Raw genomic sequence first — 23,605 nt, forward strand, 5'->3', positions numbered from 1 at the left:
CTTGATAGCCAGCCCCACGCATCCACTGTAGAAACCTCAACGAGGAGAACCCCATGACACTCAGCCCGATCCCCACCCCCGCCGCAACCCCGCCCGACATCCTGCGCTGCGCCTACATGGACATCGTCGTGACCGACCTGGCCCGCTCCCGCGAGTTCTACGTCGACATTCTCGGCCTCGTCGTCACCGAGGAGAGCGACACCGAGATCTACCTGCGCAGCTTCGAGGAGTTCATCCACCACAATCTCGTGCTGCGCCAGGGGCCCATTGCCGCCGTCGCCGCGATGGCGTTCCGGGTGCGCAGCCCCGAAGACGTCGACCTCGCCGAGGCCTACTATAAGGAGCTCGGCTGCCGCACCGAACGCCGCACCGAGGGCTTTGTCAAGGGAATCGGCGACAGCGTGCGCGTCGAAGACCCGCTCGGCTTCCCCTACGAATTCTTCTTCGCCACTACCCACGTGGAACGCCTCGCCTGGCGCTACGACCTGCAGGGCCCGGGCGCACTGGTGCGACTGGACCACTTCAACCAGGTCACCCCCGACGTCGGCCGCGGCCGCAAATACCTCGAGGACCTGGGCTTTCGCGTCACCGAAGACATTCAGGACGCGGACGGTGTCACCTACGCAGCCTGGATGCGCCGCAAGGACACCGTGCACGACACCGCGCTCACCGGCGGAAACGGGCCGCGCATGCACCACATCGCGTTCTCGACGCACGAGAAGCACAACATCATCTACATCTGCGACAAGCTCGGCGCACTGCGCCAGAGCGACCTGATCGAGCGGGGACCTGGCCGCCACGGCGTCTCGAACGCGTTCTACCTGTACCTGCGCGACCCCGACGGCCACCGCGTCGAGATCTACACGCAGGACTACTACACCGGCGACCCTGACAACCCCGTGGTCACCTGGGACGTGCACGACAACCAGCGCCGCGACTGGTGGGGCAACCCCGTCGTGCCCAGCTGGTACACGGATGCCTCGCTCGTGCTCGACCTCGACGGCAACCCGCAGCCGGTCGCCCTGCGCACCGAGTCCAGCGAAATGGCCGTGACCGTCGGCGCCGACGGTTTCTCCTACACTCGCAAAGACGACGAGTTGGCCGGCTTTAAACTCGGCACCACCCTCTAGAAGGCAGTGCGCATGCTTGACCAGTCAGTCATTGAAGAGATCGCCGACGAACTCGTCGCGGCCGGGCGGACCCGGTCGACGGTTCCCCTGCTGACCACCCGCTACCCCGGCATGACCGTCGACGACGCCTACGCCGTGCAGAGCCTGTGGAAAGAACGCGGCATCGCGGCCGGCCGAAGGCTGGTCGGCCGCAAGATCGGCCTGACCTCCAAGGTCATGCAGGTCGCCACCGGCATCACCGAGCCCGATTACGGTGTGATCTTCAGCGACGAGGTCTACGAGAATGGCGCGAGCATCCGTTTCGACAGCTTCTCTAACGTGCGCATCGAGGTCGAACTGGCGTTCGTGCTCGGCAAGCCGCTGTCCGGCCCGAACTGCACGCTGTTCGACGTGCTGGACGCCACGGACTACGTGGTTCCGGCCCTCGAGATTCTCAGCTCGCGCATCGAGATGGCCGGCCGAACCATCGTCGACACCATCTCCGACAACGCGGCGATGGGCGGGATGGTTGTGGGCGGCACGCCCGTGAAGGTCGGAGACATCGACCTGCGCTGGGTGTCGGCCTTGCTGTATCGCAACCAGACCATCGAGGAATCGGGGGTGGCCGCCGCTGTGCTGAACCACCCCGCGGCCGGCGTCTACTGGCTGGCCAACAAGCTGGCCCAGCACGGAACCAGCCTCGAGGCCGGGGAGATCATTTTGGCCGGCTCGTTCACCCGCCCGATGTGGGTGGAGCAGGGCGACACCGTGCACGCCGACTATGGACCATTGGGAGCCATCACATGTCGATTCGAATAGCCGCAGAGCCGACCTTCCGCGACGTTCTCGCGGGCGCCGCACGCCCTCAGATGGGAATGTGGGTGTGCTCCGGCAGCGCGCTGGTGGCGGAGATCTGCGCCGGCAGCGGTCTCGATTGGCTTTTGATCGACACCGAACACAGCCCGAACGGCCTCGAGTCGACGCTCAGCCAGCTGCAAGCCGTGCACGGCTACCCCATCGTGCCGCTGGTGCGCGCGCCGATCGGGGATCGGATCATCGTGAAACAGCTCCTTGACCTCGGCGCTCAAAATTTGCTCATTCCGATGGTCGACACCGCCGAGCAGGCCCGCGAGATGGTGGCCGCGGTGCGCTACCCGCCGCTCGGCGTTCGCGGTGTCGGCAGCGCCCTCGCCCGAGCCTCCCGCTGGAACCGTATCGACGACTACCTGGCCCGCGCCAACGAGACGATCTCACTGTTCGTACAGATCGAGACAACGGATGCCGTGGCCAACATCGCCGAGATCGCCGGCGTCGACGGCGTCGACGGCCTGTTCGTTGGTCCCTCCGACCTCGCCGCATCGATGGGCTTGCTTGGCCAGCAGGACCACCCCGACATCGTGGCCGCGGTCGAGCAGTGCATTCGCACTGTCGCGGCGATCGGCAAACCCGTCGGCGTCAATGCCTTCGCGCCAACGACCGCCGACCGTTACCTGGCGGCGGGGGCCAACTTCGTGCTCGTCGGTGCCGACGTGGCTATCCTCGCCAGGGCCTCGGAGTCGCTCGCCGCCACCTTCATCAGGCCCACGGGTCTGGCCGGGCCCGAGGTCCCACGACCGAGTTACTGAGCGGCAGAGTTACTGAGCGGCAGAGTACCCGAGCCGAATGCGAGAATAGAAGGGTGTCGATCTCAGAATTCGCCGAGACCGCCGGCAGCCCCCTGCCGGCACCCGCTGCGCACTCGCAAACGCTGTCGCGTGGCATCCGCGTGCTGGAGGTTCTCGCTGAAGCCGACGAACCGATGAGTATCATCGAACTCGCCGCAGCCCTCGACGTGCACCGATCTATCGCCTATCGAATCCTCCGCACTCTCGAAGATCACGGCCTCGTCGTTCGGAACCCGGCCGGACTGGTGCGGCTCGGCCCGCGCCTGGCCGCCCTGGCCCGCGGGGTGTCCCGTGACCTGCAGGCCACGGCCCTGCCGGTGCTCACCCGTATCGCCAACGAGCTCGGCATGACGGCGTTCGTCGCGGTGCTCGACCAGGGCGAGATCTTCACTCTCGTGAGTATCGAACCGCGCAAGGCCCACGCGACGGTTGCGCAACAGCCCGGCACGCGGCATCCGCTGCACCGGGGTGCACCGGGAATCGCCATCCAGTCTGGCCTGAGCGCCGCGCAGTGGGCCGCGCTCGGCCTCCCCGAAACCCGCCGCAGTGAGGCCGGTGAGGTCGCTGCCCTCGGCTACGCTTCGAGCCATAACGAAGTCATTCCGGGCCTGTCATCTATTGCCGTGCCGTTGCTCGTGCCCGGGGAATCACCCGCCTCCGTCGCCGTCGTGTATATCTCGAGTCTGCACTCCCCCACCGACATCGGGGCCGTGCTCACCGCGGCCGCGCGCACGATCGTCGCCGAGCTCGGCTGAGCTGCCCACGCTCAACTGACTACCGCACCACGCACAGGCTCTGCATGCCCACGCGCACGGTCGATCCGACGTGGCGGGCGCGCAGCTGCGACACGATGCTCGGTGCGTCGGCGACGGCGTAGAACTCGGTGTTCTCGGGGGCGCTGGGGTGTCCGTCGGCGGCCCAGCCTTCGGTGATGCGCAGGTACGCGGCTTCCGCGGCGTCGTAGTTGACATCCCAGTCGTCGGCATCGGCGCCGGAGAAGGTGAGCTCCATGCCGTAGCCGATGCCCGTCCCCAGGCAGTCGAACGCATAGGGCGCGGCGGCCACGTCCAGGTCGAGCGCGGGGCCGGGAATTGCCCCCTGTCGCTCCGGCTCGGCATAGGCCGGCCCGAATCGTGCGGTCGTCTGGGCGACGAACGCCGCAAACTGTTGCTCGAGCTCGGCTGCCGACAGAGCCGTCGACGGCTCGGTCGGCAGCTCGATGGGCGGTGACGCCGGCTGCGGCAGGATTTCCACTCCGCCCGATGACGGCGGCACGGTTATCTGGGCGCTGTCGGTCGCCGACGGTGCGATCCGTTCACCGGCCGCGACAATCTTGGCGATGGCCCCCACACCCAGCGACAGGGTGAGCCCGAGCAGCACCACTGCGGCGACCAATCCAGCGACCGCAACGGATGCCGCATCCGCTCCCCCAGACCGCGCGCGAGCCCGCAGCACCCAGCCGACAATCCCCGCAGCGAGGGCCAGCAGCGGAATCACGGCCGCGACAAGAAGCTGCCCGACGTAGATCGGAATCTGAGTGTAAGGGTCGGCCGCGCCGTTTCCGCCCTGGTCGACGCCGATGTCCAGGTAGAGCATCCAGGCCGGCGAGAGTACGGAAACCACCGCGAGCAACCCGCACAGCCGACGCAGTCGACGAACCCGGCGCGAGGGCAGGCTCCCGGCGACGTAGGCGAAGTTCACACCGGATGCTGCCGGCGCAAGCTTCGGCACCAACCACACCCCCGCGAGCACCCCGACCAGCATGGCCGCAACGCCGAGCACGAGCACGACGGAAAGACCAACGGTCACGCCCTCCGCGGTCGCGCTTACCCACCCATCACCCCCGGTTGAACAGAGCATGCGCGGTGGGAAAAAGTCATAGCGCACGAGGTCGCCCGAGCCGTGTACCCGCGCGCAGGTCTCATCCGGATCCCAGGCGCTGAGAACGAAAACGGCCGTGACGATCGGCCAGAGCAGGGTCACGATCAAGCCGGCGATCAGCACGCCGAGCGCGGTGCGGGCACGCTTCACGGCGGATTTCTGGGAAGACATTCCCCTCAAACTACCGCTCAACACCCCTCGTACTGCAACCGGCATGCTCCAGCACGCCCCCGATCGGCACGCACTGTGCTACACCGGCACCCAAAAAAACAACAATACTGACCAAAAGGTAGGTAATCCTGGATTTTCCTGCCATACTGCCCCAGTGCCGGTTTTTCTCCGCACGATCCACACACTTTGCAGCAGCACCCGACCCAGCACCGCAGTGAGATACGAGGGAGTATTCCATGGCTTTAACGACCGAGCGCACGCAGGCAACCAGCGCTAAACGGAACGAAGAACGGCGGGTCCTCGCCGGCACAATGGTGGGTACCACCATCGAGTGGTATGACTTCTTCATTTACGCCCAGGCCGCCGGCCTCGTGCTGGCCGGCCTGTTCTTCGCCCCGCTCGCCGGCGAGAATGAGCCGCTCGCCCAGCTGATCGCCTGGGCCTCGCTCGGCATTAGTTTTCTGTTCCGCCCGCTCGGCGCCATCGTCGCCGGCCACCTCGGCGACCGGATCGGCCGCAAGGCGATGCTGGTCTTCACCCTCGTTATGATGGGCGCGGCCACCGCACTCATCGGCCTCCTGCCGACCTTCGACCAGATCGGCGTCTGGGCGCCCATCTTCCTGATCGTGCTTCGCATCCTGCAGGGCTTCTCGGCCGGCGGCGAATGGGGCGGTGCCGCACTCATGTCGGTTGAACACGCACCGATCAACAAACGCGGCTTCTTCGGCGCCTACCCGCAGATCGGCGTTCCGGTCGGCCTCATCCTTGCCACCGGCGTGATGATCGCCGTGACCACCTCGATGAGCGAAGAGGCATTCCTCAGCTGGGGCTGGCGCATCCCGTTCCTGGTTTCCGTGCTGCTCATCGTCGTCGGCTGGGTCATCCGCCGCGCGGTCGCCGAGAGCCCGGTCTTCAAGGAGATGCAGACCCGCAAGAAGGAATCTGCCGCCCCACTCAAGCAGCTGTTCAAGAACCACTCTCGTCAGGTCATCCTCACCGCACTCATCTTCATCGCCAACAACGCGGCCGGCTACATGCTCATCGCCTTCTTCAGCTCCTACGCCACCAAGCCCGCCGAAGCCGGCGGACTCGGCATGGAGCGCACCCCGGTGCTTATCGCGAGCACCGTTGCAGCCGTGTTCTGGCTCGCCTCGACCATGGCCGGTGGCATCCTCTCTGACAAAATCGGCCGCGTGCGCACCTTCCAGATTGGCTACGCGTTTCTCTTCATCTGGGCAATCCCGATGTTCCTGCTGATCGACACCGGCGACATCGTCTGGTTCGCGCTCTCGCTCATCATCCTGGCGAGCGGACTCGGTCTCTCCTACGGCCCGCAGGCCGCGCTCTACGCCGAGATGTTCCCGGCTCAGGTGCGCTACTCCGGCGTGTCGATCGGTTACGCCCTCGGCGCGATTCTCGGTGGAGCCTTCGCCCCGCTGATCGCCCAGCTGCTGCTCGATCAGACCGGCCAGTCCGTCTCGATCGGCGTCTACCTCATGGTGCTCGCCGCGATCTCCTTCGTCGCGGTGACCCTCGTGAAGGAAACCCGCGGGGTTCCGCTGGGCATCAGCACGCACGAGTAACCAGCTCGCAGTACCTGACCGTGCCGCCCGGCCTCTACCCCGGCGGCACGGTTATTTTATGCTCCCTGTGGCCGGGCGAGCCTGCTCGCCCGGGGACTAATTCAGGAAATTCCCGCGACCCCCGGCGGTCCGCCGCAGGTTTTTGCGGGGCGGGCCCAGACATCCGCTCACCATTCCTGAATTAGCCACCACCAGCCCGGGCACACCGGCACAGAAGTGGGCCCCCGCCGGTGGCGAGGGCCCTGTTTTCCTGAGCGGATGGTTAGCCGTTGATGACCTGCGGCACGCCGAGTGCCTTGAGGCCCTCGACACCGAACTCGAGCCCGTAGCCGGACTGCTTGGCCCCGCCAAACGGAATCATCGGGTGCACCGCGCCGTGCGCGTTGATCCACACCGTGCCGGTTTCGAGGCGAGCGGCGACCGCGCGCGCTGCGACGAGGTCGCTCGACCAAACCGAACCGCCGAGCCCGACGTCAACACTGTTGGCGCGAGCGATGACATCGTCAAGGTCGGTATAGCGGATGATCGGAAGCGCCGGCCCGAACTGCTCCTCCCGCACGAGCGGGTTGTCGTCGTCGATGTCGGCGATGAGCGTGGTCGGGTAGAAGAAACCGGGAGCCGCCAGGTCGGGGTTACCGCCGATGAGCACGCGTGCTCCGGAGTCTTTCGCTGACTGCACGAGGCCGGCGACAATGTCGAACTGGGCCTTATTCTGCAGCGGGCCGAGCACGTTGTTCTCGTCAATTCCGACACCCATCGGCATCTTGGCGGCGACTGCTGTGAGTGCGTCGCAGACCGCGTCGTAGATGTCGTCGTGCACGTAGAGGCGCTTGAGCGCTGCGCAGGTCTGGCCGGTGTTGATGAACGCGCCCCAGAACAGTCCCTCAGCGATGGCCTCCGGGTCGGCGTCGGGAAGCACGATTCCGGCGTCGTTGCCGCCGAGCTCGAGGGTGAGGCGCTTGACCGTGTCGGCCGAGCTCTTGATGATGGCCTTGCCGGTCGCGGTCGATCCGGTGAACATGACCTTGCCGATGCCGGGGTGCACGGCGAGGCCGGCACCGATCGCGCGGCCGCCGGAGACGACGCTGACGAGTCCTTCTGGCAGCATCTGGTTCAGCACTGCCACGAGAGCGAGCACGCTGAGCGGCGTGTACTCGGAGGGCTTGACCACGACGGCGTTGCCCATGCGCAGCGCGGGAGCGATCTGCCAGATCGCAATCATCATCGGCCAGTTCCACGGGCCGATCGCGCCGACGACGCCGATCGGGCGGTAGGTGATCGCCGCGTGGGTGGTGCCGTCGTCGATGAGCACCTCAGACTCCAGCGGGGTCGCCGCAGCCGTGCGCAGCCAAGCGGATGCTCCGCCCACCTCGAACCGCGCGTTCGGACCATTGAGCGGTTTACCCTGTTCGCGGGAGAGCAACTGGGCGAGGGCCTCGGCTGCTGCATCGATCGCGTCGGCGGCGCGCACCATGACGGCGCTGCGCTGGGTGTGCCCGAGCGCGGCCCAGGCCGGCTGGGCCAGCGTTGCCGCGGCGATGGCGGCTTCGAGGTCGTCGACGGTGTGCACCGGGGCGAGACCGACCACCGCGCCGGTCGCGGGGTCGAGAATCTCGCGCGTCTCACCCGTTGTGGGAGTGATGGCGGCGAGCAGCCCGTCGAAGGTGTCGAGTGTCGGGGTGGCCAGGGTGTCGTTCGTTGTCATGAGTCCTCCACATTGAGTGCGGCGTCTTCAGTCCCGCCGTGGCTCCACCGTATGCGCGAGCACCGACATCCACTTGCACGAGAGCGCTACCCACTCGCCATCCCGCGCACATCGTGCACGAGCCCGATGGTCAGGCCAGAAACTCCAGCGCCGCCTGCTTGAACTCACGCGACGTCAGCGCGTTGACATGGGTGCGGCCAGGCAGCTCGAGGTACTGCGCGCCGCGCTCGGCCGCGAGTGCGACTACCCCGGCGGTGATCTGGTCGGCACCGCCGGCGACAAAGAGCTGCGGGATGCCGGCGGGCACGTCGAGCGTGAAACCCGCGACCCCCTGCACGCACGCCAACAGCGCCTCGCGGTCGGCACCGGCCGCGATTGCCGGGCCGAGAACCGCTGCGATGGTCGGGTCGGCGGGCAGCTGACCCGAGACAATGAACCGGTTGACCTCACCCTGGTCCCAGGTCTCGAACAGTTCGAGCGGACCCGCTCCGCCGAGCACGAGTCGCCGCACGCGCTCCGGCGCCAGCCGGGCCAGGGCGGCGACCACCCGCGATCCCATGGAGTATCCGATCACGTCGACCCGGTCGAGTTCGAGGGTGTCGAGCACGGCCACGAGGTCGGCGGCGAGTTGCCGGGGCGCGTAATCAGCGGCACGATGCGGCTTGTCGCTGCGCCCGTGGCCGCGCAGGTCGGGTGTGATCGCCCCGCGACCCGCCTCGCCTAGCGCGCGCACCCAGCCGGAACCGCCCCAGGTGACCGCGACAGTCGAGGCGAAACCGTGCACGAGCAGCACCGGCCGCTCTCCCGGCGTGGCGTCGAAGGCGATGCGCACACCGTCGAGCCGTCTTGCGAACTCCGTCACTCGACGGCGTCACTCGCGGCGAACACCGCGCCGGCGTGCGCCATCTCGGCGAGGGCGGCCTGGGTGGATTCGGCGGCGACCCCGGCCACGAGGTCAGTCAGCACGCGCACGTGCTGGCCGTGCTCGAGGGCATCGAGGGTGGAAGCCCGCACGCAGTAGTCGGTGGCGAGGCCGACGATGTCAACGTCGGTGACTCCGTGCTCGCTGAGCAGTGCGCCCACGGTCTGCCCGGCCTCGGTGGTGCCCTCGAAGATGGAGTACGCGGGCTTGCCCTGGCCCTTGCGAATGTGAAAGGTCACCGCATCCGTTGTGAGAGCTTTGTGATATTCGGCGCCCGCAGTTCCAGCCACACAGTGCACCGGCCAGGTCGTGACGTAGTCGGGAGCAGCGTCGCGGGCGAAGTGACCGCCGTTGTCGTTGCCGATGTCGTGCCAGTCGCGCGAGGCGAAGACGTATTTATAGGCGCCACCATGATCAGCCAGCAGCGCGCTCACGCCCGCCGCGACCGCGCTACCGCCGTCAACCCCGAGCGCACCGCCCTCGGTGAAATCGTTCTGAACGTCGATGATGAATAGTGCACGGGTCACGAGTTCTCCTTACGAATGGTCAGTTGTTGGACAGATTATCGCCGCAGTGGAAAAAGCCGGTGGTCAGGGTGTCGATGGCGATTTTCGCATTCGAACTCACGTTGCCAATGGCGTAAATAGCGAAGGTAAGCGGGGTGCCGTCGGCGGAGTGGATGACGCCGGCGAGTGTGTAGCCGGTGTCGATCCAGCCGGTTTTGGCGAAGACGGCGCCGTCAGCAGCGGAGTTCGCGCCAGCGAAACGGTCGCTGTAGGAGAGGGATCCGCGCGGACCGCCGGCGACCGGCAGGCCGTCGAACAGTACGCCCAGGTTGCCTTCACGCGCGTTGACCTTCACGAACAGGGCGGTGAGGTAGGCCGGCGATACGGCGTTGTTCGGGCTGAGCCCGGAGCCGTCCTTGATGATCATGTCGGTCGTGTCGATGCCATAGGCGGCAAGCCCGCCAACGATGCCCTGCTGCAGTGCGGAGAAGGAGTTGCCGGCACCGTTTTCGATGGCGACGAGGCGGGCGAGCATTTCGGCGATGGTGTTGTCGCTCACGATGAGGGACTGCTGAATGAGCGTGGACACCGGCGCGGACTGCACGGCGCCGAGCTGGGCGGCGCCGGCCGGGGCCGTGGCCTGGCTGATGGCGAGTCCGCCACCGAGGGCGTCGGCGAAGGCCTGCCCGGCCCGGGCAATCGGGTCTTCGCTGCGAGCGGAGGTGCTGCGGGTGGGTTCGTTGCGGTCGCCGTCCACCATGAGGGCCGTGATTTCGGGCATGTAGCCGAGGCCGAGTTCGGTGCGGGCCCAGCCGTCGTCCCAGTCGGGGCCGGAGAAGTAGGAGGAGTCGAGCACGAGGGAGGTGATCGGCGGGTTGGCCGGGTCGGCGGCCCAGGCGACCATGGTCTGGGTGGCGAGGTCGTCGAGGTGGGCTGCCCCGGTATAGAACGGCTCCTGGCCTGTGGGCAGGCGCGACAGTGTCAGGTCTCCGCCGCCGACGAGCACGATCTGGCCGGGTTCGGCGCCCTTCACGACGCGGGTGGTGGCGCGGTAGTCGCTGCCCAGCACGTTGAGCGCGGCGGCCGAGGTGAGTACCTTCATGACGCTCGCCGTGCGGGACGACGTCGTGCCGCCGCGGTCGAACAGAACTTCGCCGGTGGTGGCGTTGACGACCTGCGCCTGAAAATCGGCGAGGCGCGTGTCGGCAGCGAGCCCGGCGACCGAGCAGGTGCGCAGACGGCTAGCCGTCGTTGCCTCGGCGGGCACCGGCCGGGCCGGATCCACCGTGGGCGTCGGGCTCGGAGTGGCCGTCGACGATGAAACAGCGGATGCCGCAGCCGGCTCGTTCCCGCCGGTCTGCGTTCCAGCGAACACTGCTCCACTGCCCAGCAGTACGAACACCAGGGCGCCGGCGGCGATCAGCCACGCCCGGCGATGCTGGGAGAAGACGGCCGCGATGCCGCCGCGCGGGGCCGTAGAAGCCGTGGCGGGTTCGGGTGTCTGCACTGGTTCGTCCACCTCCGTATGGTATCCGACTGGCCTCGGGCAGGCTATTCGCCCGGGTAGCGCAAGCCGATCTGGGCGCGCACGGAATCGAGGGTCTCCAGGATCGCAACGGATTCTTCGGCCGGCATGATGTCGCTCGAGATTCTGCCGGCCCGAATCAGCGCCTCGACCTCGACCGCTTCGAAGTGCATGCCGCGGCCAGCGAACTCGGCCGGCACAAAGGTCTCGAGCACCGCGCCGAGATTATCCAGCACCCGAAATTCGGTCGGCGAGTACCACACCGAGTTGATATCGATGCGCCCCAGCGTGCCAATGATGGAGGCCGTGGTGGGGCCGAGGGTGTCGCTGGCCGAGAACGTCGTGGCGATCTGACCGCCGGCGTAGCGAAAGATGGTGGCGATCTGGGCATCCGCTCCGGTGGCTTTGAACGAGGCGCTGGCCAGAATTGTGTCGGGCACCCCGAACACGGCGTGCGCGAAGTTCACCGGGTAGACGCCGAGGTCGAGCAGCGCGCCGCCGCCGAGGGCGAGCGAGTTCAGCCGATGCGCCGGATTGTCGGGTAGATCTTGGGTGTGGTCGGCGAGCAGGCTGCGCACGTCACCGAGCGTTCCGGCGGCGAGAACCTCGCGAATACGGGCCATGTGCGGCAGAAACCGCGTCCACATAGCTTCCATCACCAGCAATCCGCGGCTCACTGCGAGATCGACTATCTGGCGGGCTTCACGAGCATTGAGCGCAAACGGCTTCTCGATGAGCACGTGCTTGCCGGCGTTCAGCGCGAGACGTGCATGCTCAGCGTGGAAGGGGTGCGGGGTCGACACGTAGATGACGTCGACCTCGGGGTCGTTCACGAGATCGGCGTAGCTGGAGTGCGCGGTGGGAATGGAGAATTCGGCAGCGAAGGAATGCGCTGAGGCCTGGCTGCGCGATCCGACCGCCTGCACCGTATGGCCGTTCTGCACGAGGTCGTTGGTGAACAGGTGGGCGATGCCGCCGGTGGCCAGGATTCCCCAGCGAATGAGAGCCGTCATGCCTGCAGTTTATCCACGGGCGCCGACATTGCGTTCTGGATGCCAAGGCCCGACACGATTCCGCCGCCAACCAGCAGAATTCCGGTGGCAATCGCGGCCCGATGGAACCCCTCGACGTCGAGCACCGGCCCGACGATGATGCTCGCCGCTGCGATCGCGACGAGTCCCGCCACCCGTGACAGGGCGTTGTTGACGGCCGAGGCGATGCCGGCCCGGCTGGGATCGATGGCGCCGAGGATGGCGGAGGTCAGCGGGGCCACGGTGATGGTCAGGCCGAGGCCGAAGATAACGACGCCGGGAAGCACGCTGCTGAAGTAGATGACGCTCTGATCGACCCGCAGCATGGTGAAGAAGCCGATTCCGGCGGTGATCGGGCCGACGCACATGAACAGCCGCGGCCCGAACCGTCCGGCGAGCCGGCCGACAAGACCCGACAGCGCAATGCTCAGGATGCTGACGGGCAGCAACGCCAGGCCGGCCAGCGTCGCTGAATACCCGCCGACCTGCTGCAGGAACACCGCAAGAATGAACGAGCCGAGCGACAGGGCCGCGTAGATGAAGGTCGTGGCCACGTTGCCCACCCAGAAGTTGCGCACCTGGAACAGGCTGAGCGGCATCATCGGTTGCCGGGTGCGGCGCTCGTGTGCGATGAACGCGGCAAAGCACACGAGGCCCACCACGAGTGGAATCAGGATGACTGGGCTGCCCCACCCGAAGTTGCCCTGTTCGATGAGCGCGAAGACGGGCAGGGCCAGGCCGAGCACCCCGAGTACCGCGCCGACGATGTCGACGCGGGTGCCGGCATCCGCTGCAGGGTCACGGGGAAGGCGCGCCAGCAGAAACAGGGTCGCCGCGATGGGCACGATGTTGATGGCGAACACCAGCCGCCACGACGAGAGATCGACCAGCAGACCCCCGATGAGCGGGCCGGCGATGAAGGCGGTACTGGTCCAGGCAGTCCAGGTGCCGATCGCGCGAGCCTGGCCGGCGCCAGAAAACGTGCTGAAGATAAGCGCCAGGGAGCTCGGCACCAGCAGGGCACCGGCCACTCCCTGCAATCCACGCGCGCCGATCAGAACGAGGGCGCTCGGTGCCAGGGCGCAGAGAACGGATGCCGCGGCGAACCCCACGAGGCCCCAGAACAGCACCCGCTTACGCCCGAACGCGTCGGAGAGTGAACCGGCGAGCAGGATGATGCCGCCCAGGGTGATGAGGTAGGCATCGACGACCCACTGCTGGGTGGCAATGCCGCCGCCGAGCTCACGAGTGATCGCTGGCAGGGCCACATTGATGACGGTGCCGTCGAGAAATGCGATGAACGAGGCGAGCACCGCGACCACGAGAACGAGCCGTTGGGTGCCGGCCGAAGAACTTGTCATGATCCGAGTTAACTCCACCGGCCGCAATATATAGGTCAAACTAGACCAATGATCACCCTGCAGCAGGATGCCGATGGCTTCATCCGCATGAACCGGCACTTTCCCGACAACTCACTCATCAGCATCAGCTTCACCGAGGGGGCCGCGAAGGAATTCACCGGAACCCAGCTGAACGCCATCTTCGACGACGCCCTGGCCGAGTTTCGCGGGCAGAACCGTCTCGAGGGGGCGAAGGGCTTCTCCCGGGCACCCGCGAAAACCGTGCACCCCACGAAGAACATCACCTTCGTGAAGGTGCACCCCGGAATGGCCGCCTAACCTCGACCACTCAGGCGGTTTGCGGCGCTCGGGCGGTCAGCGCGGCGAGCCTGTCGACACCGATCGGTTCGTCGGCCAGCAACGGAACGATCGCGACCCGATCGGCACGGGCGTGCACCTCGTCGATCTGGATGGCCTCGTTGGCGGCGCGCGCCTGCAGAAAAGGCGTCTCCGGGTGCGCTGCGGCGATGGAATTGTTCACCACCCAGCCCCAGGGCTGGATTCCGGCGCGAACGAGGTCGTCCTGCAGCCCCGCGGCCTCGAGCACCGGCGTCGTCTCGGCCAAGGTCACCAGCAACACCTTGGTCAGCGCCGGATCCTGAAGCCGCATCAACGGGGTCACGAACGCCATGCCCTCCCCCATCTGGCGGGCGATTTCCCGGTGATACGCCCCGGTGGCGTCGAGCAACAGCAGGGTGTGACCGGTCGGCGCGGTATCGACAATGACAAATTCGTGCCGCGATTCGTGCACCGCCTGCGAGAATTGCCTAAAAACCGCGACCTCGTCGGTACACGGCGAGAGCAGGTCTTCGGCCAGGGCAGCTCGGCCATCGTCGTCGAGGTTCTTACCCTTGGTGGCCATGACGTGATCCCGATACTCCCGAATCGCTTCCTCCGGGTCGATGCGTGAGACGCGCAGCCCCGGCAGGCTCCCGTGCAGGGTCGCGGCCAGATGGGCGGCCGGATCCGTCGTCGTCAGGTGCACGGCGTGGCCGCGCTGGGCGAGAGCCACGGCGAGTGCCGCCGCAATCGTGGTCTTGCCCACGCCGCCCTTTCCCATACAGAGAATGAGGCCGTGCCCGGTCGGTTCCAGCTCGTCGACGAACGCGCCGAGCGGTGCATCCGGCACGTCAACCCGAGTCTGCGAATCGGCTCTGTCAGCACCGGGCCGAAACAGTGTGCGCAGCGCCGCGACGCCCACCATGTTGCCCGCTTTGAGCTCGAGGATGTCCCGCGGCAAGGCTGCCAGGCGTGCGGGAATTCCGCTCAGCGCGGCTTCCTCCCGGTTGCGCACCGCTGTCGCTATCGGCTCGGTTCCAGCTTGATTCGGCAGTACGCCGTTGATCACGACGTAGCCGCCGAGAATGCCGATCTGCTCAAGCTCCCCGAAGGTGCGATCGATTTCGGCCACAGCGGATGCCTGCGCCCGCGCCACCAGCACCAGTCGCGTCCGCGCGGGGTCGGCCAGGGCGGCGACCGCCGCGGCGTAGACCGTCTTGTGCTTCTCCAGCCCGGACAACGGGCCGAGGCACGACGGATCGCCCTTACCCGCGTCGAGAAATTCGGTCCAGGAACCCGGGAGTTGCAGCAGGCGAATCGTGTGCCCGGTCGGCGCAGTGTCGAACACGATGTGGTCGTAGGTCGTGAGCAGGCTGTCGTCGGTGAGCAGGTCGGTGAACTCGTCGAACGAAGCGACTTCGGTAGTACAAGAGCCCGAAAGCCCCTCGGCAATGCTCGCGAGCTCGCGCTCCGGCAGCAGTCCGCGAACCGGGGCGATGATGCGTTCGCGGTAGGCATCCGCTGCCTGCTCCGGGTCGATTTCGAGAGCGCTCAGGCCGGCAATCGCGACGATCGGCGTGACGGTGTTGCCGATGGTGAGGCCAAAGACCTGGCCGATGTTGGAGGCCGGGTCGGTGCTCACCAGCAGCACGCGGCGTCCGCGTTCGGCCAGCTCCATGGCGGCGGCGCAGGCAACGGATGTCTTCCCCACGCCGCCCTTGCCGGTGAAGAACACAAAGCGGGGCGGGTTGTGCAGGAACTTCATGGTGTCAGCTGTCCGTGGTGTCAGCAGCAGGCCGAGTCGGCGTCGCAGCATCCGCTGTCAGATTGTGCGGTCAACCCGAGCTGCGGGCGCTCAGCCAGGCCGGCGAAGGCGAGCAGCTGATCTTTGGAGGGGTAGGAGCCGGTCGCGACGGTGACGCCGTCGACGACGGTGAGCGGCAGCCCGGTGGAACCGACGACGTGCATGAAAGCGCGCACGGTCTCATCCGTCGTGAAAGCGAGCGGATCGGTGGCCAGATTGTGGCGTTGGATGTCCGCGCCGAGCTCCTGCAGATTGCGCACGGCGGCCGTCACCTCCACCAGGGACTGGTCGACGTCGACGCCACAGACGCCGGTGTCGCAGCACAATGCCGGTTCGTAGATTCGGATGGCAGCCATGTCGATCTCCCTCGAAACTTCAGTCACGCTCGCTATATCGATCAGTATCAATGTAGCAGTAGGCTGGTGCCGCCACCTACCGAGAGGATCAACCGATGACCGAGAAATCTGAGATCACCGAGCTCGTTCGCGAGCGCTACGCGGCGGCCGCCCTGCAGCTGAGCGATGTCTCGAGCACGTCCTGCTGCGTGCCCACCGACCTCGGCAACGGCGACGTGTTCGGGCGGGTGCTGTATACCCAGGGTGAGGACGACGAGATCCCCGAGGAAGCGCTCCTGGCCAGCCTGGGCTGCGGCAACCCGACGGCGGTCGCTGACCTGCACCCGGGCGAAACTGTGCTCGACCTGGGCTCTGGCGGCGGCATCGACGTGCTTCTCTCCGCCCGCCGAGTGGGCCCGACCGGCTTCGCCTACGGGCTCGACATGACCGATGAGATGCTCGCGCTCGCCCGGGCCAACGCCGCCAAGGCCGAAGCCACTAACGTCGAGTTCATCAAGGGGCAGATGGAGGCCATCCCCCTGGCCGACGACACCATCGACGTGATTATCTCCAACTGCGTCATCAACCTGTCCGCCGACAAGAATGCCGTGATCTCCGAGATGTTCCGGGTATTGAAGCCCGGCGGGCGCCTCGGCATCTCCGATGTCGTGGCCGAAAACCACCTGAGCGCAGAGGATCGTATCCAGCGCGGCAGCTACGCCGGCTGCATCGCTGGTGCCCTCTCGAACCAGGAGTACCTCGACGCCCTGGCCGCAGCGGGCTTCGTCGACGGGGCCGTGAACTACACCCACGAGGTCGCCGCCGAAATGCACGGAGCCATCGTGAAGGCCGTCAAGCCCGGCGTTCCCTCCGACGCCTGACTGCGGCTGATTCTGCGGCTGCAGGTATGCGGCCGGTTATCCCGCCCGTCGTGGCACGCCTTTGAGAAGTTGGCACTGGTTTGAACACGGGCCAGCTTCCGCACAACGTGCAGCGAGCGCGCACAAACAGCCGAGGTCGTGCCCGTTCCCTACTTCCGTTCGACGCTGAACAGCTCACACTCCGCGTTGTAGTAGTCAGAGGTCGTCCCTTTGTGCGTCATTCCGATGCGCTGGGCCACAGCCTGTGATGCGACATTGTCCTTGTTGGTCACGGCAGAGATCCGATCGAGTCCCATCACAAAGGCGTGGGCCAGGACGGCTCGCGCCGCTTCACTCGCATAACCGTGCCCCCACGCGTCGGGGTGCAGATGCCAACCGATCTCAATCTCACCAGAGGGACTCAACGGCATCTCCGCACCGGATGCGGGTAGTGGTTTCAGGAGCAACACGCCGAATCGCTGTCCGCTCGTCTTCTCCGTGATCGCCCACAGCCCGTGCACGGGATGCTCGAATGCGGCGTATCGCGCGGCGCGCTCGTTTGCCTCGGAGCGATCAGCCATCACTCGGGGCTTCACACCGATGAAGCGTTGCACGTCCCATCGGGAGTACATGTCGAAGATGAAGTCCGCATCATCGGTAGTGAAACGGCGAAGTGCGAGACGATCAGTCAGCAGTTCTTTCACGTGTCGAGTCTAGGCGGCAGCACTTGCGAATCGCAGGTAAATTGTCATGCCACAACGTACCGTGGCCGGTTCGAGCACTTAGGCAGGATCAGATGACTACAAAGCTATTGGCATCGACGTGGCCGCTGTCGATGAACGGGTCGACGTGAATACGAACCTGTCGTGTGGATCCCATTCGTACTCGTCGTCGCAACGGTAACCGCGCAGCCACGGCTGGCCGTCGACGACGCGAAGGTAGAAGCCTTTCGGGAAAGCGGCCTCTAATCGAAGCGGTGGGGCGGCGACGGTGAGCGATCCGGACGGTGCGTGGCCATTGGACATGACCGTGTCGGGAGCTGCCCTCTGACTGCCGAGCGCCAACCGAAGGTAGGGGGCGGCACCCGATGGGCAGAGGTGGAGGCCGCCCTCGCGGGCTGTCTGAAAGATGCGCGAGAGCACAGCACCGTCCTCCAGCCCCAGTTCGATCAAAGAGTGTTCGACGACGGTTATGGTCTCGCGTTCCGGGCCGTCGAAGATGAGGTCGTCGAGCAAGACGGTCGCCCAGTCGTTCAATTGCACACCCGCTTTGCCCAGAGCTTCCCGCAACTGCGGTCGGGTCATGGTGCCGGTCTCGAAACTGAGCGGTTCTAGAAGGGTTGGAAGATGCATACCATCAGCTTCACGCAAAACAAGCACCCGAGCGCGCACTCTGCGCGATTTGTGTGAACACGATTAGATGGGACGATGAATGCAAATTATCGGTTCTCATCTGACGTTGCCGAGATCGACCGCGACCAGGTGCACCGCTGGATCAGCGAGCAGTCCTACTGGGCGCCCGAGCGATCACGCTCACGACAAGACGCAGCGATTGACGGCTCACGCAACTTCGGCGTGTACGACACCGTGTCCAACCGGCAGGTCGCCTACGCGCGCGTCATCACCGACGGCGTCACGTTTGCCTGGCTCTGCGATGTCTTCGTCGACCCCGCCGTTCGCGGTCACGGCATTGGCAAGGCCCTCATCGCGGGGATTCTCGAGGAGTGCGATCCCCTGGGACTGAGGCGCATCGCCCTCTCGACCAACGATGCACACGGCCTGTATTCCAATCTCGGGTTCTCCACTTTGATCGCCCCGGAGACGTGGATGGAGCGCATCGTCAACCCCGGCGTGTAGCCAAGAGACGACTATCTGCTCCGCGCGTGCGACCCCCCGGAGACGTGGGATCTACAACCGCCTTCGCGATACAGAAGATGTCTTTCGCGCCGAAATCCTGCACCCCTTGGCAAAATGAACCGAAGCGTGTAACACTCTGACTGCGGCCGGACATTATTAGGTATGACTGACTTTGACGCAGACGCCAGCGATGCAGACGTGTGGTCGCAGGTGCGCGCGGGCAACGGCCAGTCGTTCGGGGTGCTCTTCGACCGGCACCGCGACCGGGTCTTCCGCTACAGCTTCAGGCTGGGAAATCCTCTCGCTCTGTGTTCTCGAAGAGCTCTCGGCACCAGACGTCGGCGAGATCCTCGGCATCGCCCCCGGCGCAGTCCGCGCACGCCTCATGCGCGCCAAACGGCGCCTCAGCCACACCCTTGACATCGATTCCTTGACAGTTTCCTCAGGAGAGACACGATGAATACGAACGATGACAGCCGCCCCGTGTTCAACGAAGCGCGCAGCGCCTCGATGCGCGCGATGCTGGTCGATGTTGCAGAAATCGGCACCACCCAGAATCGTCGATTCCGAGTGGCTCAACGAGCGTGGACCGTCGTGCCGGCCGCCCTCCTGGTGATCGGCCTCTCAGCGGGCATGTTTTTCGCCACCCAACCAGTGACCGATCAGTACTCAGTCGCCTGCTTCGCCCGCGCCGAACTGGACTGGCGCGGAGCCTTCCCCGGCACGACCGGCGCGTCCCTCATCGGCACAACCGATGGCTCAGACGGAGGATCATCCCCCATCACCGACGCCATCGCGTTCTGTTCCGACCTGTGGGCGCAGCACGCACTCGATGCCAGCTCCCCCAACGGAACACCTCCCGGCCCCGGATACGAAGATCGCACCTTCTCCCACCCCGTGCCCAGCCCCCTGACCGAGTGCGTCATGAAAAACGGCACAGCGGCCGTTATCCCCGGCGGCCCCGACGTGTGCAGCCGACTCGGCCTCGCCTCAAAATCCCAATAGGCCGCCCGCATCGGCACCACCCACGCAGACCGCTGATGCTCGAGAACTTGGCCGGCCTTCTCAGCTACCAAGTTCTAGACACTTCAACACCGCGTGTGCTGCTCGACCCAGTTCAGCTCCGCGAAGAATGTGAAAACCACCAGGGCGTGGGCAAATTGTGGGCAAATCCGGTAAATTCGGAGAAACATACCACTCAGTCAGTTTTGGAAACCAACTCTGACCAGGAGTTTTAGTGGAGCCGCCTGTCAGAATCGAACTGACGACCTTCTCATTACGAGTGAGATGCTCTACCAACTGAGCTAAGGCGGCGATACCAGAACACCCCATAAGGCACTCGGTGATACAGCAGCCAAGCCTAGTCGTTTCTGCGAGTGATTCTGTACACCTCGGCGAACGAGGCGTCCACGCGCTCCGAGAGAGGGCTCGCACCGTCCCCCTCGGCCCAGCACCGCCAGGCATGACGGATGGCGGCCACGGCCACCAGAGTGAACAGCAGGGCGCGCTGGTGCAGCTCGACTGCGTCGTGAGCGGGGGCGGGGGCATCCGCTTTGAAGCGTTGCTCGATGATCTGCTGCAACTGGTCTTCGAAGTCGCGCAGGGTGGCCATGCGCATGCCGAACAGGTAGGCATTTTCCCTCATGACCGTGCGTCGCAGCTGGTGGATCTCGCGGTCGTCCTCTGTGCGCTGCAGGCTCTTGGAGAGCAGCACGGCCAGATCGGCCAGCACGTCGTTGTCGGGACCGCCAGCGACAAACACCTCGATATCTTCAGCGGATGCCAGTCCCGGCGCGTCCCCGATGAGGGCGGCGTCTTTGGAGGAGAAATAGTTGAAGAACGTGCGCGGCGACACGTTGGCGACGCGGCTGATGTCTTCGACGGTGACGTGGTCGATTCCGCGCTCGCGGGACAGGGTCAGCACGGCGTGCTGGATGGCCCGCCGGGTGGCGAGGCGCTTGCGCTCGCGCAGTCCGAGCAGTTCAGTATCGATCGACATGCCGCAATTATTTCACAGCACGCAAGAGGCTAGCACTGGGGGTCGGAGGCGGGCACGATTCCGTCCACCAGATACGAGTCGACGGCATCGTTCACACAGGAGTTCGACTTGTTGTAGGCGGTGTGTCCTTCGCCGGTGTAGGTCACGAGGCTGCCGCTGTCGAGCTGCTCGGCCAATTGCTGCGCCCAGACGTAGGGGGTGGCCGGGTCGTTGGTGGTACCGACGACGAGAATGGGTGCCGCGCCCGGCGCATGAATCTCCGTGCGTTCGCCGGTGAACTTGTACGGCCAGTCGGCGCAGCCGATGTCGCCGAAGCTCATGAACGGGCCGATCACCGGTGCTGCAGCCTCGAGCTCGGCAGCCTGAGCACGCATCACGGTCGGGTCGGCGTTGTACGGATAGTCTATGCAGTTGATCGCCATGAACGACTCGGTGGAGTTGTCGGTGTAGTCACCGTTTGCGTCCCGGCCGTTGTAGGCATCCGCAAATTGAAACGCGCCCTCGGCGCTGCCGTGCAGCACGGTGTCCAGCATCGTGCTCAATTGCGGCCACGCGGTGGCCTGGTAGAGCGGGTAGATGATCGCGGTGAGCAGCGCGTTTCCGCCGAGCTGACGGCCGTCTGTGGCGGTGATCGGGCTTGCGTCGACGGATTTCAGCAGCGCACCGATCGTCGTCATCGCACTGTCGATACTGCCACGGAAGGGGCAGTCCTCGCCCGCCAGGCAGTCACTGAGGTAAGCGCGCAGGGCGTTTTCGAAGCCCACCGCCTGGGTCTTGGTGACCTCGAAGTTACTGGTCGAGGGGTCGACGGCGCCGTCGAGCACGAGGCGGCCGACCTTCTCGGGAAAGAGTTCGGCGTAGGTGGCTCCGAGGAAGGTGCCGTAGGAGTAGCCGAGGTAGTTCAGGTGGGTGTCGCCGAGTACGGCGCGCAGCAGGTCAAGGTCGCGGGCGGCGCTCTTGGTGTCAACCGTGCCGAGCAGCGGCCCGGTGCGCTGGGCACACGCCGCAGCGAAGGCGTCAGAGGAGGCTTTCAGCTCGGCGATCCAGGCATCCGTTCCGCGCTCGGCGGTCGTGAGCCCGTAGACGTACTCATCCATCTCCGCGGAGTCATAGCAGACGACCGCCGAGGAACGCCCGACTCCCCGAGGGTCAAACCCGACGATGTCGAAGCTCGCCTGCAGGGTGGAGTCGGTGGCGTAGTCGAGGGAATCCTTGATGAAGTCGTAGCCGGAACCGCCCGGCCCACCGGGATTCACCAGCAGCGAGCCAATCCGGTCATTGCCGGTGGCGACGTGGCGTACCAGGGCCAGCGAGACATCGCCGGCGGCCGGATCGGTGTAGTCGAGCGGCGCTGACGCATCGGTGCACTGCAAGCCGTCGCCACAGTCGCTCCACTGCAGCACCTGGCTGTAGAACGGGTCGAGGTCGTTCGTCACCTGCTCGCCGGTGGGGGTGGACTCGGTCGGGCCGGCATCCGTCGCGAACCAGGAGGCGCATCCGCTCAGCGCGAGGGTGAGGGCCAGGGCTGTGGCGGTGATGCTGGTGGCGCGAGTGCGTCGGTTCAACGGGTTCCTCTTTCATAGCGTGAAGCGGATGCTGCGGTTCAGGCTACCGAAAGCGGCTGGGAGTCACTGCGTATGGTGGCACTGTGGGCGTCTCACTGGGGGCGTCTCACTGGGGACGGCGGATCGCCGACACGAGCATCGCCTCGAGGGCGAGAGCCGGGGCGACGTTGCCCTGAATGCGCTGGCGGGCCACGGCGATGGCGTCCATCGTGGCGACCGTGGTTGCTGGGCTGCCGGCCACACTGGCCGTGCGCAGTTCGGCGAGCAGTTCGAGGTTGATCACGGCGTGTTCCCGTCCGAGCTGCACCATGCAGACATCGCGATAGAGCGAGGCGAGGTCGACCAGAATACGGTCGATGCCGTCGTGCAGGCTGCGCTTCGCCCGGCGCTTCTGGTCGTCTTCGAGGTCTTTGATCTGGCTACGCAGCCCCGGTGGCACGGACTGCCCGGCTTCGACACCAAGCGAGCGCAGCATGCCGTCGCGCTCGGCGGCATCCAGCTCGACGGTAATCGCCTTCGCGTCGTCACCGGCGATCGCGAGCAGTCGAGCGGCAGCGTTGACGGCAGACGACACCGAGCGGATGCCGAGAGCCGCGCGTAGGGTCTCCTCGCGTCGTGCCCGCGCATCAGCGTTGGTGGCGAGCCGCCGAGCCATACCGATGTGGCTCTGGGCGAGGCGGGCGCTGAGCTCGGCGATGACGGGGTCGACGCCGTTGCGGCGCACGAGCAGGTCGGCGACGTCGGCGACGCTCGGCACGCGCAGACGAACCGTGCGCACGCGCGAGCGGATGGTGGGGAGCAGGTCGGCCTCGCTCGGCGCGCACAGAATCCACACCGTGCGTTCGGGCGGTTCTTCGAGGGCTTTTAGCAGCACATTCGAGGTGCGCTCGACCATGCGGTCGGCATCTTCGACCACGACAACCCGGTAACGACCGACCGAGGGCGAGTATTGCGAGCGGGCGACGGCCTCCTTGACGGTCTTCATCGGGATGATGACGCCCTCGGTCGTCAGCACGCTGAGGTCGGGGTGGGTGCGCGCCTCCACCTGACGGGCGGCCGCGAGGTCGCCGTCGGGGGTGCCCGGGCTCAGCAGGGCCGCCGCAAAAGCGAAAGCGAGGTTGGAGCGGCCGGAGCCGGGCGGGCCGGTGATGAGCCAGGCGTGCGTCATGGAACTGGATTCGGCGGTGGCGGTGCTGCCGGCCGCTCCCCCGGCATCCGCTGCACCGGTGGTCGACGGCACCCGCTGCGCCGCCGCCCGGAAGATGGCGATCGCGTCGGCCTGTCCCGTTAGGTTGTCCCACACTGCCATGAGTCAAGGGTAACCCGCGCCGCCGACAGGCCGCGTCCGCACTCCCGTAACCGGACGGGGCCCAGGCCCGAGCCCCGGGCCCAGTTTATAAACTGGGCCCC

24 protein-coding genes and 1 tRNA gene are annotated in these 23,605 nt (G+C 66.1%); 10 read left to right on the plus strand and 15 right to left on the minus strand.

From position 1 onward, the window contains the following. The first annotated feature begins 53 nt into the window (after positions 1–53). The 4 genes from hpaD to BLS91_RS02990 are packed head-to-tail and all read left to right on the plus strand — an operon-like array spanning position 54 to position 3,528. Positions 54–1,130 carry a 3,4-dihydroxyphenylacetate 2,3-dioxygenase gene (hpaD, locus tag BLS91_RS02975; RefSeq protein ID WP_092339081.1) on the plus strand — a complete coding sequence of 359 codons (1,077 nt, stop codon included), beginning with the start codon at positions 54–56 and terminating at the stop codon, positions 1,128–1,130. 12 nt (positions 1,131–1,142) lie between these two features. Continuing rightward, a complete protein-coding gene (gene hpaH, locus BLS91_RS02980; RefSeq protein ID WP_092339083.1) occupies positions 1,143–1,928 on the plus strand; it encodes a 2-oxo-hept-4-ene-1,7-dioate hydratase in 786 nt (261 codons plus the stop codon). Then, positions 1,913–2,734 carry an HpcH/HpaI aldolase family protein gene (locus tag BLS91_RS02985; protein ID WP_092339085.1) on the plus strand — a complete coding sequence of 274 codons (822 nt, stop codon included), beginning with the start codon at positions 1,913–1,915 and terminating at the stop codon, positions 2,732–2,734. Before hpaH ends, BLS91_RS02985 begins: the two co-directional genes overlap by 16 nt. 59 nt (positions 2,735–2,793) lie before the next feature. Further along, on the plus strand, positions 2,794–3,528 hold the full coding sequence (locus tag BLS91_RS02990; RefSeq protein ID WP_092339494.1) for an IclR family transcriptional regulator: 735 nt from the start codon (positions 2,794–2,796) through the stop codon (positions 3,526–3,528). Positions 3,529–3,547: 19 nt separating this feature from the next. Here the strand turns inward: BLS91_RS02990 and BLS91_RS02995 are convergent, their stop codons facing one another. After that, the gene (locus tag BLS91_RS02995) at positions 3,548–4,825 is read right to left on the minus strand and encodes a hypothetical protein (protein WP_092339087.1); all 1,278 of its coding nucleotides are present in this window, start codon (positions 4,823–4,825) and stop codon (positions 3,548–3,550) included. 236 nt (positions 4,826–5,061) lie between these two features. Between BLS91_RS02995 and BLS91_RS03000 the strand changes: the two genes are divergently transcribed. Further along, the gene (locus BLS91_RS03000) at positions 5,062–6,408 is read left to right on the plus strand and encodes an MFS transporter (RefSeq protein WP_092339089.1); all 1,347 of its coding nucleotides are present in this window, start codon (positions 5,062–5,064) and stop codon (positions 6,406–6,408) included. Positions 6,409–6,670: 262 nt separating this feature from the next. Here the strand turns inward: BLS91_RS03000 and BLS91_RS03005 are convergent, their stop codons facing one another. The 6 genes from BLS91_RS03005 to BLS91_RS03030 all read right to left on the minus strand — a co-directional run bounded on the left by BLS91_RS03005 (position 6,671) and on the right by BLS91_RS03030 (position 13,458). Next, positions 6,671–8,113, minus strand: coding sequence for an aldehyde dehydrogenase family protein (locus BLS91_RS03005; protein WP_092339091.1), 1,443 nt, complete (start codon positions 8,111–8,113; stop codon positions 6,671–6,673). 130 nt (positions 8,114–8,243) lie between these two features. Beyond that, the gene (locus tag BLS91_RS03010) at positions 8,244–8,975 is read right to left on the minus strand and encodes an alpha/beta fold hydrolase (protein WP_233197360.1); all 732 of its coding nucleotides are present in this window, start codon (positions 8,973–8,975) and stop codon (positions 8,244–8,246) included. After that, entirely contained in the window at positions 8,972–9,562 is a 591-nt protein-coding gene (locus BLS91_RS03015; RefSeq protein WP_092339093.1) for an isochorismatase family protein, read from the minus strand. The genes BLS91_RS03010 and BLS91_RS03015 overlap by 4 nt, the downstream gene beginning before the upstream one ends. Before the next feature lie 19 nt (positions 9,563–9,581). Then, positions 9,582–11,060: a D-alanyl-D-alanine carboxypeptidase/D-alanyl-D-alanine-endopeptidase gene (locus BLS91_RS03020; RefSeq protein ID WP_241983025.1), complete on the minus strand. Its 1,479-nt coding sequence runs from the start codon at positions 11,058–11,060 to the stop codon at positions 9,582–9,584. A 32-nt stretch (positions 11,061–11,092) separates the two neighbouring features. Continuing rightward, the gene (locus BLS91_RS03025) at positions 11,093–12,079 is read right to left on the minus strand and encodes a Gfo/Idh/MocA family protein (RefSeq protein WP_092339095.1); all 987 of its coding nucleotides are present in this window, start codon (positions 12,077–12,079) and stop codon (positions 11,093–11,095) included. After that, entirely contained in the window at positions 12,076–13,458 is a 1,383-nt protein-coding gene (locus BLS91_RS03030) for a DHA2 family efflux MFS transporter permease subunit (protein ID WP_092339097.1), read from the minus strand. Before BLS91_RS03030 ends, BLS91_RS03025 begins: the two co-directional genes overlap by 4 nt. Before the next feature lie 48 nt (positions 13,459–13,506). Here BLS91_RS03030 and BLS91_RS03035 point away from each other — a divergent pair, with 48 nt between their 5' ends. Beyond that, positions 13,507–13,776, plus strand: a complete 270-nt coding sequence (locus BLS91_RS03035) for a hypothetical protein (RefSeq protein WP_092339099.1) — start codon at positions 13,507–13,509, stop codon at positions 13,774–13,776. 10 nt (positions 13,777–13,786) lie between these two features. Here BLS91_RS03035 and arsA read toward each other — a convergent pair whose 3' ends face one another. Both arsA and arsD read right to left on the minus strand, forming a co-directional pair. After that, positions 13,787–15,592, minus strand: a complete 1,806-nt coding sequence (gene arsA, locus BLS91_RS03040) for an arsenical pump-driving ATPase (RefSeq protein ID WP_276326779.1) — start codon at positions 15,590–15,592, stop codon at positions 13,787–13,789. Then, on the minus strand, positions 15,562–15,936 hold the full coding sequence (gene arsD / locus BLS91_RS03045; protein WP_092339101.1) for an arsenite efflux transporter metallochaperone ArsD: 375 nt from the start codon (positions 15,934–15,936) through the stop codon (positions 15,562–15,564). The genes arsA and arsD overlap by 31 nt, the downstream gene beginning before the upstream one ends. A 95-nt stretch (positions 15,937–16,031) precedes the next feature. On the opposite strand from arsD, the gene arsM reads away from it, so the two are divergent. Further along, positions 16,032–16,796: an arsenite methyltransferase gene (gene arsM / locus BLS91_RS03050; protein WP_092339103.1), complete on the plus strand. Its 765-nt coding sequence runs from the start codon at positions 16,032–16,034 to the stop codon at positions 16,794–16,796. A gap of 149 nt (positions 16,797–16,945) precedes the next feature. Here the strand turns inward: arsM and BLS91_RS03055 are convergent, their stop codons facing one another. Together BLS91_RS03055 and BLS91_RS03060 are read right to left on the minus strand one after the other, a co-directional pair. Next, positions 16,946–17,479, minus strand: a complete 534-nt coding sequence (locus BLS91_RS03055; protein ID WP_092339105.1) for a GNAT family N-acetyltransferase — start codon at positions 17,477–17,479, stop codon at positions 16,946–16,948. Positions 17,480–17,575: 96 nt separating this feature from the next. Continuing rightward, positions 17,576–18,127: a hypothetical protein gene (locus BLS91_RS03060; RefSeq protein WP_092339107.1), complete on the minus strand. Its 552-nt coding sequence runs from the start codon at positions 18,125–18,127 to the stop codon at positions 17,576–17,578. A 75-nt stretch (positions 18,128–18,202) separates the two neighbouring features. Here BLS91_RS03060 and BLS91_RS03065 point away from each other — a divergent pair, with 75 nt between their 5' ends. From BLS91_RS03065 to BLS91_RS03075, 3 genes are all read left to right on the plus strand, one after another. After that, the gene (locus BLS91_RS03065) at positions 18,203–18,631 is read left to right on the plus strand and encodes a GNAT family N-acetyltransferase (protein ID WP_092339109.1); all 429 of its coding nucleotides are present in this window, start codon (positions 18,203–18,205) and stop codon (positions 18,629–18,631) included. 190 nt (positions 18,632–18,821) lie between these two features. After that, complete coding sequence (locus BLS91_RS03070) at positions 18,822–19,091, plus strand: RNA polymerase sigma factor (protein WP_092339111.1); 270 nt, start codon at positions 18,822–18,824, stop codon at positions 19,089–19,091. Then, positions 19,088–19,636, plus strand: a complete 549-nt coding sequence (locus tag BLS91_RS03075; protein ID WP_092339113.1) for a hypothetical protein — start codon at positions 19,088–19,090, stop codon at positions 19,634–19,636. The genes BLS91_RS03070 and BLS91_RS03075 overlap by 4 nt, the downstream gene beginning before the upstream one ends. 233 nt (positions 19,637–19,869) lie before the next feature. On the opposite strand, the gene BLS91_RS03080 is transcribed toward BLS91_RS03075, so the two are convergent. The 4 genes from BLS91_RS03080 to BLS91_RS03095 form a co-directional block, all read right to left on the minus strand. Beyond that, positions 19,870–19,945, minus strand: a tRNA-Thr gene (locus BLS91_RS03080). Positions 19,946–19,991: 46 nt separating this feature from the next. Then, a complete protein-coding gene (locus BLS91_RS03085; protein WP_092339115.1) occupies positions 19,992–20,630 on the minus strand; it encodes a TetR/AcrR family transcriptional regulator in 639 nt (212 codons plus the stop codon). Between the two features lie 29 nt (positions 20,631–20,659). Continuing rightward, on the minus strand, positions 20,660–22,195 hold the full coding sequence (locus BLS91_RS03090) for an alpha/beta hydrolase (protein WP_092339117.1): 1,536 nt from the start codon (positions 22,193–22,195) through the stop codon (positions 20,660–20,662). Positions 22,196–22,301: 106 nt separating this feature from the next. After that, entirely contained in the window at positions 22,302–23,504 is a 1,203-nt protein-coding gene (locus BLS91_RS03095) for a DNA polymerase III subunit delta' (RefSeq protein WP_092339119.1), read from the minus strand. Positions 23,505–23,605: the final 101 nt, after the last annotated feature.

The sequence above is a fragment of the Cryobacterium flavum genome (assembly GCF_900103805.1).
Taxonomy (GTDB): Bacteria; Actinomycetota; Actinomycetes; order Actinomycetales; family Microbacteriaceae; genus Cryobacterium; species Cryobacterium flavum.